Annotated in this window: 12 protein-coding genes and 1 pseudogene; 6 read left to right on the forward strand and 7 right to left on the reverse strand. The window is 60.4% G+C overall.

What is annotated here, in order from left to right:
- Positions 1–1,359, forward strand: coding sequence for a multicopper oxidase family protein (locus SULPSESMR1_RS03615; protein ID WP_114284504.1), 1,359 nt, complete (start codon positions 1–3; stop codon positions 1,357–1,359).
- 47 nt (positions 1,360–1,406) lie between these two features.
- A complete protein-coding gene (locus tag SULPSESMR1_RS03620) occupies positions 1,407–2,132 on the forward strand; it encodes a copper-binding protein (RefSeq protein ID WP_089419594.1) in 726 nt (241 codons plus the stop codon).
- A 122-nt stretch (positions 2,133–2,254) separates the two neighbouring features.
- On the opposite strand, the gene SULPSESMR1_RS03625 is transcribed toward SULPSESMR1_RS03620, so the two are convergent.
- The 5 genes from SULPSESMR1_RS03625 to SULPSESMR1_RS03645 form a co-directional block, all read right to left on the reverse strand.
- Entirely contained in the window at positions 2,255–2,662 is a 408-nt protein-coding gene (locus SULPSESMR1_RS03625; RefSeq protein ID WP_434223016.1) for a DUF411 domain-containing protein, read from the reverse strand.
- Positions 2,663–2,773: 111 nt separating this feature from the next.
- Positions 2,774–5,107, reverse strand: coding sequence for a heavy metal translocating P-type ATPase (locus SULPSESMR1_RS03630; protein ID WP_089419595.1), 2,334 nt, complete (start codon positions 5,105–5,107; stop codon positions 2,774–2,776).
- A gap of 67 nt (positions 5,108–5,174) precedes the next feature.
- The gene (locus SULPSESMR1_RS03635) at positions 5,175–6,431 is read right to left on the reverse strand and encodes an APC family permease (RefSeq protein ID WP_089422123.1); all 1,257 of its coding nucleotides are present in this window, start codon (positions 6,429–6,431) and stop codon (positions 5,175–5,177) included.
- A gap of 50 nt (positions 6,432–6,481) precedes the next feature.
- A complete protein-coding gene (locus SULPSESMR1_RS03640) occupies positions 6,482–7,156 on the reverse strand; it encodes a TVP38/TMEM64 family protein (protein ID WP_089419596.1) in 675 nt (224 codons plus the stop codon).
- Positions 7,157–7,453: 297 nt separating this feature from the next.
- A complete protein-coding gene (locus tag SULPSESMR1_RS03645) occupies positions 7,454–7,930 on the reverse strand; it encodes an EF-hand domain-containing protein (RefSeq protein ID WP_089419597.1) in 477 nt (158 codons plus the stop codon).
- Positions 7,931–8,087: 157 nt separating this feature from the next.
- Between SULPSESMR1_RS03645 and SULPSESMR1_RS25395 the strand changes: the two are divergent.
- Together SULPSESMR1_RS25395 and SULPSESMR1_RS03655 are read left to right on the forward strand one after the other, a co-directional pair.
- Positions 8,088–8,377 (forward strand): annotated as a pseudogene (locus tag SULPSESMR1_RS25395) (hypothetical protein); the annotation flags it as partial.
- A 351-nt stretch (positions 8,378–8,728) separates the two neighbouring features.
- Positions 8,729–9,517, forward strand: coding sequence for a MarR family winged helix-turn-helix transcriptional regulator (locus SULPSESMR1_RS03655; RefSeq protein ID WP_089419598.1), 789 nt, complete (start codon positions 8,729–8,731; stop codon positions 9,515–9,517).
- 254 nt (positions 9,518–9,771) lie between these two features.
- Here the strand turns inward: SULPSESMR1_RS03655 and SULPSESMR1_RS03660 are convergent, their stop codons facing one another.
- Positions 9,772–9,960: a hypothetical protein gene (locus SULPSESMR1_RS03660; protein WP_089419599.1), complete on the reverse strand. Its 189-nt coding sequence runs from the start codon at positions 9,958–9,960 to the stop codon at positions 9,772–9,774.
- A gap of 52 nt (positions 9,961–10,012) precedes the next feature.
- Complete coding sequence (locus SULPSESMR1_RS03665) at positions 10,013–10,915, reverse strand: LysR family transcriptional regulator (protein ID WP_089419600.1); 903 nt, start codon at positions 10,913–10,915, stop codon at positions 10,013–10,015.
- Between the two features lie 122 nt (positions 10,916–11,037).
- On the opposite strand from SULPSESMR1_RS03665, the gene SULPSESMR1_RS03670 reads away from it, so the two are divergent.
- Both SULPSESMR1_RS03670 and SULPSESMR1_RS03675 read left to right on the forward strand, forming a co-directional pair.
- Positions 11,038–12,414 (forward strand): NAD(P)/FAD-dependent oxidoreductase, encoded by a 1,377-nt coding sequence (locus SULPSESMR1_RS03670; protein ID WP_089419601.1) that lies wholly within the window; start codon positions 11,038–11,040, stop codon positions 12,412–12,414.
- Positions 12,415–12,463: 49 nt separating this feature from the next.
- On the forward strand, positions 12,464–13,504 hold the full coding sequence (locus SULPSESMR1_RS03675; protein ID WP_089419602.1) for an ABC transporter substrate-binding protein: 1,041 nt from the start codon (positions 12,464–12,466) through the stop codon (positions 13,502–13,504).
- Positions 13,505–13,554 lie beyond the last annotated feature (50 nt).

The following is a 13,554-nucleotide window of genomic DNA, read 5'->3' on the forward strand; positions in this document are numbered from 1 at the left end:
ATGATGAACAGACGTCAATTGATTGGCGCCGGTGCTGCGGGCGCGGCGCTTGTCTCGTCGCAGGCTTGGGGCAAGACCAGCAACATGGGCCTGCCCGAAGCGGCCCAGATGGACAGTGCGACCACCGCGATCACGCCGCGCCCCGCGTCCGGGCCGGATTACAATCCAGTGGTCACCCTGAACGGCTGGACTCTGCCACACCGGATGAACAACGGTGTGAAAGAGTTTCACCTTGTTGCCGAACCGGTGGAACGCGAATTGGCAGATGGCATGATCGCGCATCTTTGGGGCTACAACGGCCAGTCGACCGGCCCCACCATCGAAGCCGTCGAAGGCGACCGCGTGCGCATCTATGTCACCAATCGCCTGCCGGAACATACAACCGTGCATTGGCACGGGCTGATCCTGCCCTCGGGCATGGACGGGGTCGGCGGGCTGTCGCACCCCGGTATTCCGCCCGGCAAAACCTATGTCTACGAGTTTGATCTGATCAAATCCGGCACCTTCATGTACCATCCGCATGCGGATGAGATGGTGCAGATGGCGATGGGTATGATGGGCATGTTTGTCGTCCATCCTAAGGATCCCACCTTCATGCCAGTGGATCGTGACTTTCTGATCATGCTGAACGCGTTCGACATTGATCCCGGCAGCTATGTGCCGCGCATCATGACGATGACCGATTTCAACCTGTGGACATGGAACAGCCGCATCTTTCCAGACATCGATCCGTTGGTGGTCAATCGGGGCGACAAGGTGCGCGTGCGGGTCGGCAACCTGACGATGACCAACCACCCGATCCACATGCACGGCTACGACTTCAAGGTCACATGCACCGACGGTGGTTGGGTTCCACCGTCTGCCCAGTGGCCAGAGGTCAGCATCGACATCCCCGTGGGTGCGATGCGCGCATACGAGTTTGTCGCCGACCACTTGGGCGACTGGGCGATCCACTGCCACAAGTCGCACCATACGATGAACGCCATGGGTCACGACGTGCCGACCTTTATCGGCGTTGACAAGAAACCGCTGGCTCGGAAGATCCGCACCTTCCAGCCGGAATACATGCCCATGGGCACGGCTGGTATGGCGGATATGGGCGTGATGGAAATGCCGCTGCCCGACAACACTGTGCCGATGATGACTGGTTGGGGGCCGCACGGTCCCATTGAAATGGGCGGCATGTTCTCGGTCGTGAAGGTCCGCGAAGGCATCGACGCGGACGACTACGAAGACCCTGGATGGTATGAAAACCCGCCCGGCGAACAGGCTTATGAGTGGACGGGCGAACTGCCCGAGTTCGCCAGCAACACCAGTCCGAAAACCCAGATTACCCCGAAACCAACGCCAAAAGGCTGACCGGCCCTTTGGCACGACCCATCACCACAATTTAAAAGGAAGAACCGATGAAAAACCTTCTTATGACCACCACTTTGGCCCTTGCCCTCAGCGCCCCAGTATTCGCGTCAGGCACCCACAGTGGTGGCCACGACGATGATCACGTGGGCGAACACGCCCAGATGATGATCGGCAAGCCTGGCGATGCGGCCTCGGTCGATCGCACCATCAACGTGACCATGCGCGAGACTGACGACGGCGATATGGTATTTTCGCCCGAAGCATTCGAGATTGCCCAAGGCGAAACTATCCGCTTCAACGTCACCAACGCAGGCGCGCTCGAACATGAGTTCGTTCTCGACACGATGGCGGGAAACGAGGCGCACAAGGAAATGATGGCCAAGATGGACATGGAACATGATGACCCAAACTCCATCCGTCTGGACGAAGGTGCTTCGGGCGACGTCATCTGGACCTTTTCCAACGCGGGCACGTTCGAGTTCGCCTGCCTGATCCCCGGACATTACGAGTCTGGCATGCACGGCCCGATTACTGTTGCGCAGAACAGCGAGCAAAACGAAGCGGATTTCTCCAGCGGCAAGATCAAGAAGATCGACGCCAAGGCGGGCAAGGTGACGATCATTCACGGCCCCCTGCCCAAGTTGGACATGCCTGCAATGACAATGGTGTTCCGCGCCGATGAAGCGATGATCGCAAAGATGTCCGAGGGCAAGGAGGTCGAATTCGTAGCCGACCGCGTCAACGGAAAGTTGACCGTCACCGCCATCAAATAAACGAGCGTGGGGCAGTCCTCACCGACCGCCCCACTTTGGCTTTATTGGTCAGAATACACGCATTGCTCGCCTTATGCAGATGGTCACGCCGCATTGTGCCCCAAAAACCCGATGAGGTTCGATCAAGCGGCAGTGTACCGATTGAACACTTCAGTCGATCCGTCGCGCCGGATAAGGAACACCTCATAGGCGTCCCGTTCACTTTCCGGCCCCATTCCGGGCGAGCCGTAGGGCATGCCGGGAACGGCCAGACCGACGGCGTCGGGGCGTTCGTCGAGCAGGCGGCGAATATCAGCGACCGGCACATGGCCCTCGATCATGTAGCCTTCGACGCGGCCGGTATGACAGGAGATCATCTCCTGTGGGATGCCGTTATCCATTTTGTACCGCATCAGAAGCGTCCCGAGGCTGGCTTCGGTCGTGACAGCGAAACCGTTGCTCTCGAGTATCTCGATCCAGGCCGAGCAGCAGCCGCAATTCGGGTCTTTCATCACATGGACTTTCGGCCCGGCACCTTGCGCCATGGTCATCAAGGGCGATGCAGCCAGCAGTGCTGCCCCACCGATCAGGATCGCGCGCCGCGAAAAAGCATCTTTAGTCATTTTGTATTCCTTTTTCATGTCAGAGGTTTTGCGGTCAGGTCAGAGGTCAACCCGCCGCAGCCGAAGAGCGTTGGCGATCACCGAAACAGACGAGAGGCTCATCGCCGCAGCTGCGATCATCGGTGAGAGCAGAATTCCTGTGACGGGATAGAGCAGCCCTGCTGCGATTGGCAAGCCCAGTGCGTTGTAGGCAAACGCGAAGAACAGGTTCTGCTTGATGTTCCGCAAGGTGGCGCGCGCCAGTTTGCGCGCCCGCACGATTCCCATCAGGTCGCCGCCCAACAAGGTGATCCCCGCACTTTCCATCGCCACGTCGGCCCCGGTGCCCATGGCAATGCCAACATCCGCGGCGGCCAGCGCAGGGGCGTCGTTGACCCCATCACCGGCCATTGCGATCTTGTGGCCGTCGCGGCGCAATTGATCGATCAGGTCCTTCTTGGCCTCAGGCAGAATGCCAGCGCGCACCTCGTCAATACCAAGCGTCCCAGCCACTGCCTGTGCGGTGCGTTCATTGTCGCCCGTCGCCATGATGACGCGCAGCCCCTGATCGTGAAGTTCACGGATCGCCTGCGCGGTGGACTCCTTGATCGGGTCTGCCACCGCCACGATGCCGACAAGAGCGCCATCGACCGCAATGAACATCGCTGTCTTGCCCTCGGCGCGCAAAGCGTCGGCCTTGGTTTCAGCCGCGCGCGAGTCCAGCCCCATTTCCTGCATCATCGCGGCATTGCCGAGCGCCACTGCGAGGGCACCAACCTTGCCGCGCACGCCTTTGCCGGTGATTGCCTCGAAATCCACCGCTTCCTGACGCGATGCGCCCTGCGCCTCGGTGCCCTCGACGATTGCTTCGGCCAAGGGGTGTTCGGAGCCACGCTCCAGCGCCGCAGCAAGCGACAACAGGTCGGTTTCGGCGAGGTTTCCCAGCGCAACGGTATCCGTCAGCTTCGGCTTGCCCATGGTCAGTGTGCCTGTCTTGTCCACGATCAGCGTATCGACGGCCGCCATGCGTTCGAGCGCCTCGGCATCCTTGATCAACACGCCCGCCTGCGCCCCACGCCCTGCCGCCGTGGTGATCGAGATGGGTGTCGCCAATCCAAGTGCGCAGGGGCAGGCAATGATCAGAACCGAGACGGCGGAGGCGATCGCGAAGACCAGCGCGGGTTCCGGACCGAACATCATCCAGACGACGAAGGCGACGATGGCGATGGCAACGACTGTCGGCACGAACACCGCCGAGACCCGATCTGCCAGCCCCTGGATCGGAGCGCGCGACCGCCGCGCGTTCGACACCATCGCGACGATCTGTGCAAGCATGGTGTCGGACCCGACCTTGGCCGCCTCGATCACGAGGCTGCCGTTCTTGTTGATCGTGGCCCCAGTCACCTCATCGCCGGGACCCTTTTCAACCGGCATCGACTCGCCGGTCAACATGCTTTCGTCAAGAGACGAACGGCCCTCGATCACCATCCCGTCGACCGGCACGGCGTCGCCGGGACGCACGCGCAGACGGTCGCCCTCCATAATATTCTCCAGCGGCGCGTCATATTCCGTCCCATCCGGCAGAATGCGCCGCGCGGTCTTCGGCGCCAGATCCAAAAGCGCGCGGATCGCGTCCCCGGTGCGCTCGCGTGCGCGCAGTTCCAACACCTGGCCAACGAAAACCAGCGTCACAATCACCACCGCCGCCTCGAAGTAGGTTCCGACGCCGTGGCCCATCCGGTATTGTTCGGGAAAGACACCCGGAAGGAAGGTTGCGACGATGGAATAGAGATAGGCGGCCCCCACACCAAGGCTGATCAGCGTCCACATGTTCGGGCTGCGGTTCGCCACCGAGTCCCAGCCACGCCTGAAGAACGGCAGCGCTGCCCAGAGCACGATTGGCGTCGCCAGTACGAACTCGAGATAGCTGGCGATCTGGTGCCCGATCCAGTCGCGCACGGGGAAAGCGACCATTTCCCCCATTGTAAGAATGACGAGCGGTACCGCGGCAGCGGCCGAAATCCACATCCGACGTGTAAAGTCGGTCAACTCCTCGCTCGGCTCATCGGAGGGTACCATCGGCTCCAGCGCCATTCCGCAGATCGGGCAAGCCCCCGGAACATCTTGGACGATCTCGGGGTGCATGGGGCAGGTGTATTGTACATTCGCCGGGGCGGCCTTCTTGCGTCCGGCTGCGCGACCAGAAGCATAGAACCACGGATCTGCCTTGAACTTCGTCTGGCATTTCTCCGAGCAGAAATGGAAAGTCTCGCCTTGGAATTCCGCGTGACGACCATTGGGCGTGACCGCGATTGTCATTCCGCAGACCGGGTCCTTTGCGGACTCGGTTCCCGCCGGAATGTCGGGTACCGCGTGATGGTGATCATGTTCCATGTTCTGCCAACCTTTCTATGTCTTGTTCTAGCTTACGGCTTCCAGAGACTGGAAGCTCAAGCTCTTTTTAGGGATGGTCGTGGTCGCCTTTGCGGACCGGATTGCGCGAGAGAAAAATCCCCACGAACAGGAATACAAGCACCATGCCAACGATACCGACCAAGACGATGAGCGGGTCGGATTGCCATTTCATCGCGGCGAATGCGGCCAAGACCACGGCATCGAGGCCGATGGCCGTCAGTAACACCCAACCCTTCGCACCGATCTCCTCGCGCAGATGCCGGAACACCCCGAAATGGATAATCATGTCCATAACCAGGTAGAAGAAGGCCCCAAGCGAGGCGATGCGGCTAAGGTCGAAGAAAACCGTCAGAAAGCCTGCGATCACGACCGTATAGACGAGCGTGTGGTCCTTGATCGTGCCGGGCATCCCGAAATGGCTGTGCGGAATCATTTTCATGTCGGTCAGCATCGCCAGCATCCGTGAGACCGCGAAAACGCTGGCGATCAAGCCCGAGGCCGTGGCCACCAGTGCAAGCGCCACTGTCAGATAGAAACCGGTCTGCCCGAGTGCGGGTTGGGCCGCTTCGGCAAGCGCGTAGTCCTTCGCCGCGACAATACGGTCAAGTGGCAGGCTGGAGCCAACAGCAAAAGCCACCAGCATGTAGACGACGACACAGATGGCGATCGACCAGATGATGGCCCGGCTCACATTGCGATGCGGGTCGGTGACCTCTGCGCCGCTGTTGGTGATGGTCGTGAAGCCCTTGAAGGCCAGGATCGACAGCGCAACCGACGCTACGAAGCTGGTGGCGCCCAGGCCTCCGCCCGTGGCTTCGAACGAGATGCCGCTCGCCCAAAGACCGGCGGCCCCGAACAGCGCGATGCCGCCCACCTTGAGAACGGCCATGACGATGGACAAGAGCCCGACCGAGCGGGTGCCCGAGGCATTCACGAGATAGGCAAAGACGATGAGCCCGACGCCGAGAACCGGCACGAGAACACTGTCTGGATCGCCGCCAAGCGCCTGAAGTGTGTAGGTTCCGAAGGTGCGCGCAACGAGGCTTTCGTTGATGACCATCGACAGCGTCATCAGAAGGGCGGCTCCGGCTGCGACAGTCGTCGGCCCGTAGGCCTTCTTCAGGATCATCCCGATACCACCGGCGGACGGGTACGCGTTCGACATCTTGATGTAGGTGTAGGCGCTGAACGCAGTCACGATGGCGCCGACGACGAACGAGAGTGGGAAGAGCGGCCCGGCAAGCTCGGCAATCTGGCCGGTCAAGGCGAAGATGCCCGCGCCGATCATCACGCCAGTGCCCATAGCCACCGCACCAGGAAGGGAAATGCTGTTCTTTTCGTAGTCACTTTTCGTCACTGGTTTTCCTTTTCAGGCTTTTGCCGCATCGCGACCCAGAGCAGCGGCAATCCCGTCACGAGGCCGAGGCCGAGCACCGCCCACGTCGCGCGCCCAAGGTCGCCGCTGACCGCCTCGCCGCCGAAATGAGCAAGCAGGAAGCTTGCCGGAATGATGCCCGCCAAGGTCGCAAGTGCGAACCGCCAAGCATGCAGACGGCTGAGCCCGGCCGCGTAGCTGATCATGTCGAAGGATACGAATGGCATCAGGCGGCTGGCAAAGACCGTCGCCGTCAACGCGGTCTGCGATCCGAGCAGCCCGGCATCGACGCGGTCGCCGAACACCCGTCGCAGAACATCATGTCCCAGCACCCGTGCGAGACCAAATGCAATCAACGCGCCAAGTTCGGCACCGATCACGACTTGCACAGTGCCCCAGACATGCCCGTAGGCCGCCCCGGCCGCCAGCGCAACCGGCGCGCTCGGGATAGGACTGGCCACAACTGCAACGGTCATCAGCATGACGATCAAGACCGGCCCCCAGAGACCTGCGCGATCCACCAGAATTTGGATACGCTCGCCATCCAAAAGTCTACTGGCCTCTGAAAATGCCGAAGGCGCGAATACCCAGACGCCGATTACGGCGATCCCAAATATCGCGAGGATTGCAAGAATGCTGAGGCGCAGGCTCATCTCAGGGCGCCTCGACGTCGATCTCGTTCAGATTGCCGAAGTCAGCGTCGGAATAGGCATTTCGGGTCTGGCCGTTGATCGCGTGGTCCACCAACTGCCCTTTCAGTTCATTTTCGCAGGTATTTGATCAGTGCCGCAATGGCGAGACCCACGAGCACGATACATAAGATCGCCCAGACCCAGCCAAAGCCCATTCCATAACCCATACCATAGTCATTCATCATTGCTCTCTCCTGATCTGTACGGGAGGTGAGTTCAACAATCGGCGCTTAAGCCGATTGTCGGGACAAAACCGTCTCAGTCGTTGTTCATCATGCCCTGACCCATGCCATGCGCATCGCTGTGGCCTTCATTCATATGGCTTTGCATCATTGTGGCCATTGCTTTCATTTCGGCTTCTGTCACTTGCGCGTCACCGTCAGGATCGTGCATCTGGAAGGCGCGCACGACCATCGGTCGAGTGTGAGCCGCGTGCATTACAGCGAATTCCTCCAGCGAGAGCGTGCCATTCGCATCGGTGTCATAGGTGCTGAGTTCAGCCTGAATACCAGCCGTCATTTCTTCGGGGCTAAGCGTGCCGTCCTCGTTGGTGTCGAACATAGCCATCATGTGGCTCTGGGCCCCGCCCATCATCATACCCATGTTGTTGTGGCCACCCATCATACCCATTCCGCCACCCATCATCTTGGTTTGCTGGGCGACCACCGGCACCGCAATAGCGGCAAGGCCGAGGGTGACAACGGTTGCAAAAGCAAATGTCTTCGAACTGTTCATTACTTCTCTCCTAATTGAGATGGCTCCGACAAGACGATCATAGGCCACTTCGCGATCCAGACGTTGACGTGGATCAATTACGGGAAGTTCAAAGGCAGGCTTGTTCCAATCTCGGTGCAGCCGACGCTAGGGCATCGTCAAGTTGCGGAGCATCTCAATAGCGGGTCCGTGGGCGCATGGCCAAACCCAAGCAGGGGCCTTTTCAGGCCATCGCTTTCCTCCTGAGATCATCGCATACGCCGTCTGGGCCTATCACCGGTTCCCCATGAGTTTGCGTGATGTTGAGGACTTGCTCGCTGCACGCGGTGTTGTGGTCAGCTAAGAGACCATCCGCGCTTGGGCTGCCAAATTTGGATCACAATATGCTAGGGTGATCCGCCGAGACCGCCCAAAGTGGCGGACAAATGGCACCTGGACGAAGTTGCCCTTGCAATGAACGGGCACCGCAAGCCTACACTTTCTACATCCACCCGCACATCAGGAGCGGTGAGGATGTCACCAATCTCGTTGAAAAAGATGACGACCGCAAAGATCGCACTGGGCAGTGCGATCAACGTCATGATCTTGCCGCTGATATCTCCTGCATGCAAAACCCTATGCCACAAAGCCCACATTTCAGTACTCTCTGAGGATCACTGTACCCTCGTCCCGAATGAAACGTTCGAGTTGCTCAATCTGATCAGGTTGCAGTGATGGAAGGCCTTTGGGCGTCATAACAGTTTGCCTCCGAAAAAGTAGCGCAGCTAATGCAGGATCTTTCATCCGGCGCGACAGTGCCGCGGTGTAGTCTTCAGGGCATTGGCAGATTGGCAGGACCGGATCATCGTCTTCCTCGGGCACGGTGACAGGTCGGACGGGATCGACAAACAGGCAGCAGAGCTTCGCCGCGCCATTGGCGCTTTGTCGCAGCGTTTCAAAAGCTCCGAAGCAGCGGTCGGGTCGGGAAAGCTGCTCAACCCGTTAGACATGCAAGTCCTGTTGTTCGTGGCCGACCATCCGGCATCCAAAGCCACCGAAGTGGCGAGCCATCTGGTGGTTGCGGCCACCACGATATCGTCGGCGACCGACCGTCTGACCCGGCAAGGATTCCTTTCGCGCGAATGGCCGGAGGAAAACCGCCGGGCGATTTCCTTGTCGCTTACGGCTGCGGGACAGGCATACGTATCGGCGCGTTTGCGGGTTCAGACGGATCACTGCCGGACCATACTCGAAAAACTCTCGCCGGAGGAACGACACCTGTTCGTTCGCCTGTTTGCGAGAATTGCACAAACCGAATATTCAACTATACGAAAATCGTATTATATTCTCTATGCGCGGCCCTGGGCCAGAGCACCTGCCAAGATCGGGATGAGCGTGGAAAGGCGCTTGATCGCTATGCTACATTCAAGCTTTGCGCCATCTATCACGCGGCGGCGGCCGCGACTGACGACGGGTTCACGGATGGCAGTGCCTACTGCTTCGACCCTGGGCTCATGCCGGGCACTTCGCCCTGAAATTTGCCACCGCAAAGGGCATTTCGAGAACTGCGCGATCGGGGTTGCCAATGAGATCGACTTCGTGGCCAAACTCTTCCCCAAAGCTGCTTGAAGCCAAGCGGGCTTCTGCCCTCAGCATGCGCAGAGTTAGTTTATGTCACGGACCCATCTGACCCCTTAGGTCCGGTTGGCGGTGCTGCCCTGAGGCGTGGCCCTAAAAATCGTCGAATTTTCGGAACAAGCTGACTATCGACGAAAATCAGTTCGCCGCGCGGTCGTATTCGAGGATGGCGAAGCTCTTACCCGCCTCCTGTGCCGCAAGGGGCGCAGCCGTGAAGGCTGCCCCCAGGGCCATTGCCAGCCGGTTCACCGGCCGTCCTCCAGCAGGACCATCCCAACGGCGGGATCGTAGTCCCCCAACCAGGCATTGCCCTCGGAGAACAGGTAATGCGGGCTGTCCGCAATCCAGATCATCGGTGTGGTCGGGTCGACCCTGACCACGTCGCCCTCGGCGGGGAACAGCATGCCGATCGGGGTGTTGGGGGCGTTGGGCATTTCGATTTTGGGACGACGCGGGCAGCGCAGCTCCCTTCAAGGCGTTGCAGGATCACCCCCCGGGCAACGTGAAGGGCGCGATGCTCTGTTGTACGAAATCCTGCATCTGCTCCCGGACCTCCGCCGCGGGGTGATCCCTGGACGAGATCATCACGGTCTCGTGCAAGATAAGCGGTGCAAAGGGACGCCAGATCACCCCGTCCGCCAACTCTGCCTTGGCATTGATCGGGTCAATGATCGCGAGGCCGCCGCCAGCGGCTACCATGTTGCGCGCGATGGCGTAATAGTAGCTGAACGCGCGATAATGCAGCGGCAAGCCGACTTCGAACATCATCTGGTTCAACTGGCGGTCCAACGCATGGTCGCCGTTAATTCCGATCAGCTCGCGGTCGGCCAGGCAAACGGGCGTGATGACATCGCGGCTGGCCAGTTCGTCGTCCTGGCGCATGATACATACGCATTCCATCGCGAAAATTGAGGCCTTCAGCCCGGCGACCGGAACAGGAGAGTCGATCAGGCCGATATCGATCTGGCCGCTGGCCGTCCAATCCGCGATCTGCCGCGAGGAATGAACCCGCAGTTCGATCGGTGTGCCAGGGTGCAGACTCTGGAACTCGGTGATGACGCGCGGCAGGAAATTCATCGACAAGGCACCATTGGTCGCAAGGCTGAGACCCCGGGCAGATCCGCGCCGGATCTCGTCGGCGCGCTTTTCGACCCGGCCAAGCGCCATCAACCCCTGCGTGACCTCGCCGCGCAATTGCAGCGCCTCGCCCGTCGGGGCGAAAAATCCGCGCTTGCGGTGAAAGAGGCGAAAACCAAGTTCCTCTTCCAGGTTGCCGAGCGCGATGCTGACGGCAGGCTGGGTCAGGTTCAGGCGCAGTGCGGCATTGCTGATCGATCCGGTTTCGAACACCGCATTGAAGACTTCGAGATGTCGCAGCTTGAGTACCATCGGTGGGATGCCTCTGATTGTATAAGTAAATCGAAATATACTATTACACACATTAAATTGCTAAATCCAGGACCGCCTCCTACTCTCGACAACAGTCTGGGTTCAACGGGAGTACGAACCACATGAACAGGGGTGGACGAAATGCTGCAGACCGCGATCCGGGTCTGTGGACGTCGGATTGGTCGAACACGTCCTATTGGCTGGACGGGTTGTCGCCGCCCGACGTGCCGCAGGTCGACCTGCCGCCAACCGTGGATGTCTTGATTGTCGGCTCCGGTTACACCGGCCTCAACGCGGCGATAGAAACCGCGCGCGGCGGGCGCAGCACTTTGGTGGTAGAGGCCGAGACTCCCGGTTGGGGATGCAGTTCGCGGAACGGTGGACAGGTTGGGACGGGCATCAAGCCTTCCCTTGCCAAGCTGACATCCCGCCATGGCGCGGACAGGGCAAAGGCCATTCGCGCGGAGGGAGACGCGGCGCTCCAGTGGATCGAGGATCGTATTGTTGCCGAAAACATAAGCTGTGATTTCCAGCGTTCCGGGCGGATCCACGCGGCGCATACGCCGGAAGCCTACGAGGTCCTGGCCCGCGAGGCCGACCTGCTGCGGCGCACCGAAAACACCGATGTCGGGATGATTTCCCGCGCGGAACAGCGGGTCGAGCTGGGGACGGACACCTACCACGGCGCCGCAGTTTTTGCGGCACATGGCGCGCTCGACCCGGCGCTCTACATGCGGGGCTTGCTGCAAACAGCGCTGAATGCAGGGGCGGAGGTCCTGGCGCAGACCCGGGTGCTCGACATTGTGTCCGGTCCGCAGGGGCACGAAGTGCGTACATCGAGAGGCGTGGTGCGGGCCCGGGAGGTGATCGTCGCGACCAACGGCTATACTGTCGGTGCGACCCCCTGGCACCAGCGCCGGGTCATTCCGATCGGCAGTTACATCATCGCGACCGAACCGCTGGACCCTGATCTGGTCGATCGTCTGTTCCCCACGGGCCGGGTCGTGACCGACACCTGCAAGGTCATCTATTACTATCGCACGTCACCCGACCGCAGACGCGTGCTGTTCGGCGGGCGTGTGTCCGCCGGCGAAACCGACCCGGCGGTCAGCGGCCCCCGGCTGCACAAGGCGATGTGCCAGATTTTCCCTGAATTGCGCGCGACCCGGATCAGCCACAGCTGGAGCGGCACCGTCGCCTATACCTTTGACGAACTGGCCCACACCGGCACGCATGACGGCGTGCATTACGCGATGGGATACTGCGGGTCGGGTGTTGCGATGTCGTCCTATCTTGGCATGCGCATGGGTCAGAAGGTGCTGGGATTGGCCGAGGGTCGCACCGCCTTTGACGATCTGTCCTTTCCGACACGGCCCTTTTACACGGGACGGCCCTGGTTCCTGCCTGCTGCCGTCGCCTGGTATCGCTGGCGGGACGGCCAGCAACGCAAACGGGCAGGGCAGGGCGCCCGGGATCGGGCGGAACCGGCACACGGATAATCAACAGGTCACCGGAAAACCGGACCACCAACCAACAGAGGAGTAAGACATGAACCACAAGATTGCACTTACAGTCGCCGCAAGCCTATTGGCCACAACGGCGCTGGCACAGGATAAATCGCTGACCGTCGCCAGCTGGGGCGGGTCCTATCAGGATGCACAGAGCAAAGCGCTCTTTGAGCCATATGAGGCCGCGACCGGCGTCACCGTGAAACAGGAATCTTACGGCGGGATGTCCGATGTCCGTTTGCAGGTCACATCGGGACAGGTCACGCTTGATGTCGTGGCCAGCGGATCGGGATCGGCGGCGCGCGCCGGTGCGGAAGGTCTGCTGGAACCGCTCGATTACGACGTGATCGACGTCAGCCGCTTTCCTGATTCCTTTTACAGCGAATATTGCGTCGGCGGCGATGTCTTTTCGGTCGTGCCCGCCTACAGCACCGAGACCTATGGCGACAACGGACCCCGTGGTTGGGTCGATTTTTTTGACACCGAGAAGTTCCCCGGCTCGCGCGGCTATCGTGGCACGGTTGCAGGCGCACTTGAGCCTGCGATGATGGCGCTGGGTGTCGCCCCCGAGGACGTTTATGCCGAGTTGGACAGCGAAGAAGGTATTGAGCGCGCGCTGGACAAGATCCGCGAGTTGAAGCCGAACATCGCGGTCTTCTGGACCTCGGGCGCGCAGCATGCGCAGCTGATGAAGGACGGCGAAGTCGACATGACCACCGGCTGGAACGGCCGCTTTGACAATGCCGCCGCAGATGGCGCCGCAGTTTCTTATAACTTCGACCAGGGGTTGCTTGACTACGATTGCTTCGCGATCCCGAAGGGTGCGCCGAACAAGGACCTGGCGATGGCGTTCATCGCCGAGATTTCGAAGCCCGAATACCAGGACGATCTGCCCAAGTTCATCACCTACGGACCGACCAATGGCGCGGCTTACGAGACCGGCGAAATTACAGAAGAAGTGGCCGCCAGCCTCCCTTCCTCGCCCGCGAACATGGCGGTGCAACTCCCGATCTCGCTGGAATGGTACGCCAAATGGGAACCCATCGCGGCGGAAATGTACCAGGAAATGCTGACCGAATAGGTCCATGCCGCCATCGGGGGCCGGCATCAACCGGCCTCCGGACATCTACC

The sequence above is a fragment of the Pseudosulfitobacter pseudonitzschiae genome (genome assembly GCF_002222635.1).
Taxonomy (GTDB): domain Bacteria; phylum Pseudomonadota; class Alphaproteobacteria; order Rhodobacterales; family Rhodobacteraceae; genus Pseudosulfitobacter; species Pseudosulfitobacter pseudonitzschiae_A.

What these genes read in the sequence shown, in the direction of transcription:
- SULPSESMR1_RS03615 (WP_114284504.1), top strand. Translation starts at nt 1, where the DNA reads ATGATGAACAGACGTCAATTGATTGGCGCCGGTGCTGCGGGCGCGGCG.
- SULPSESMR1_RS03620 (WP_089419594.1), top strand. Translation starts at nt 1,407, where the DNA reads ATGAAAAACCTTCTTATGACCACCACTTTGGCCCTTGCCCTCAGCGCC.
- SULPSESMR1_RS03625 (WP_434223016.1), bottom strand. Translation starts at nt 2,662, where the DNA reads ATGACCATGGCGCAAGGTGCCGGGCCGAAAGTCCATGTGATGAAAGAC.
- SULPSESMR1_RS03630 (WP_089419595.1), bottom strand. Translation starts at nt 5,107, where the DNA reads ATGGAACATGATCACCATCACGCGGTACCCGACATTCCGGCGGGAACC.
- SULPSESMR1_RS03635 (WP_089422123.1), bottom strand. Translation starts at nt 6,431, where the DNA reads ATGGGCACTGGCGTGATGATCGGCGCGGGCATCTTCGCCTTGACCGGC.
- SULPSESMR1_RS03640 (WP_089419596.1), bottom strand. Translation starts at nt 7,156, where the DNA reads ATGAGCCTGCGCCTCAGCATTCTTGCAATCCTCGCGATATTTGGGATC.
- SULPSESMR1_RS03645 (WP_089419597.1), bottom strand. Translation starts at nt 7,930, where the DNA reads ATGAACAGTTCGAAGACATTTGCTTTTGCAACCGTTGTCACCCTCGGC.
- SULPSESMR1_RS03660 (WP_089419599.1), bottom strand. Translation starts at nt 9,960, where the DNA reads ATGCCCAACGCCCCCAACACCCCGATCGGCATGCTGTTCCCCGCCGAG.
- SULPSESMR1_RS03665 (WP_089419600.1), bottom strand. Translation starts at nt 10,915, where the DNA reads ATGGTACTCAAGCTGCGACATCTCGAAGTCTTCAATGCGGTGTTCGAA.
- SULPSESMR1_RS03670 (WP_089419601.1), top strand. Translation starts at nt 11,038, where the DNA reads ATGAACAGGGGTGGACGAAATGCTGCAGACCGCGATCCGGGTCTGTGG.
- SULPSESMR1_RS03675 (WP_089419602.1), top strand. Translation starts at nt 12,464, where the DNA reads ATGAACCACAAGATTGCACTTACAGTCGCCGCAAGCCTATTGGCCACA.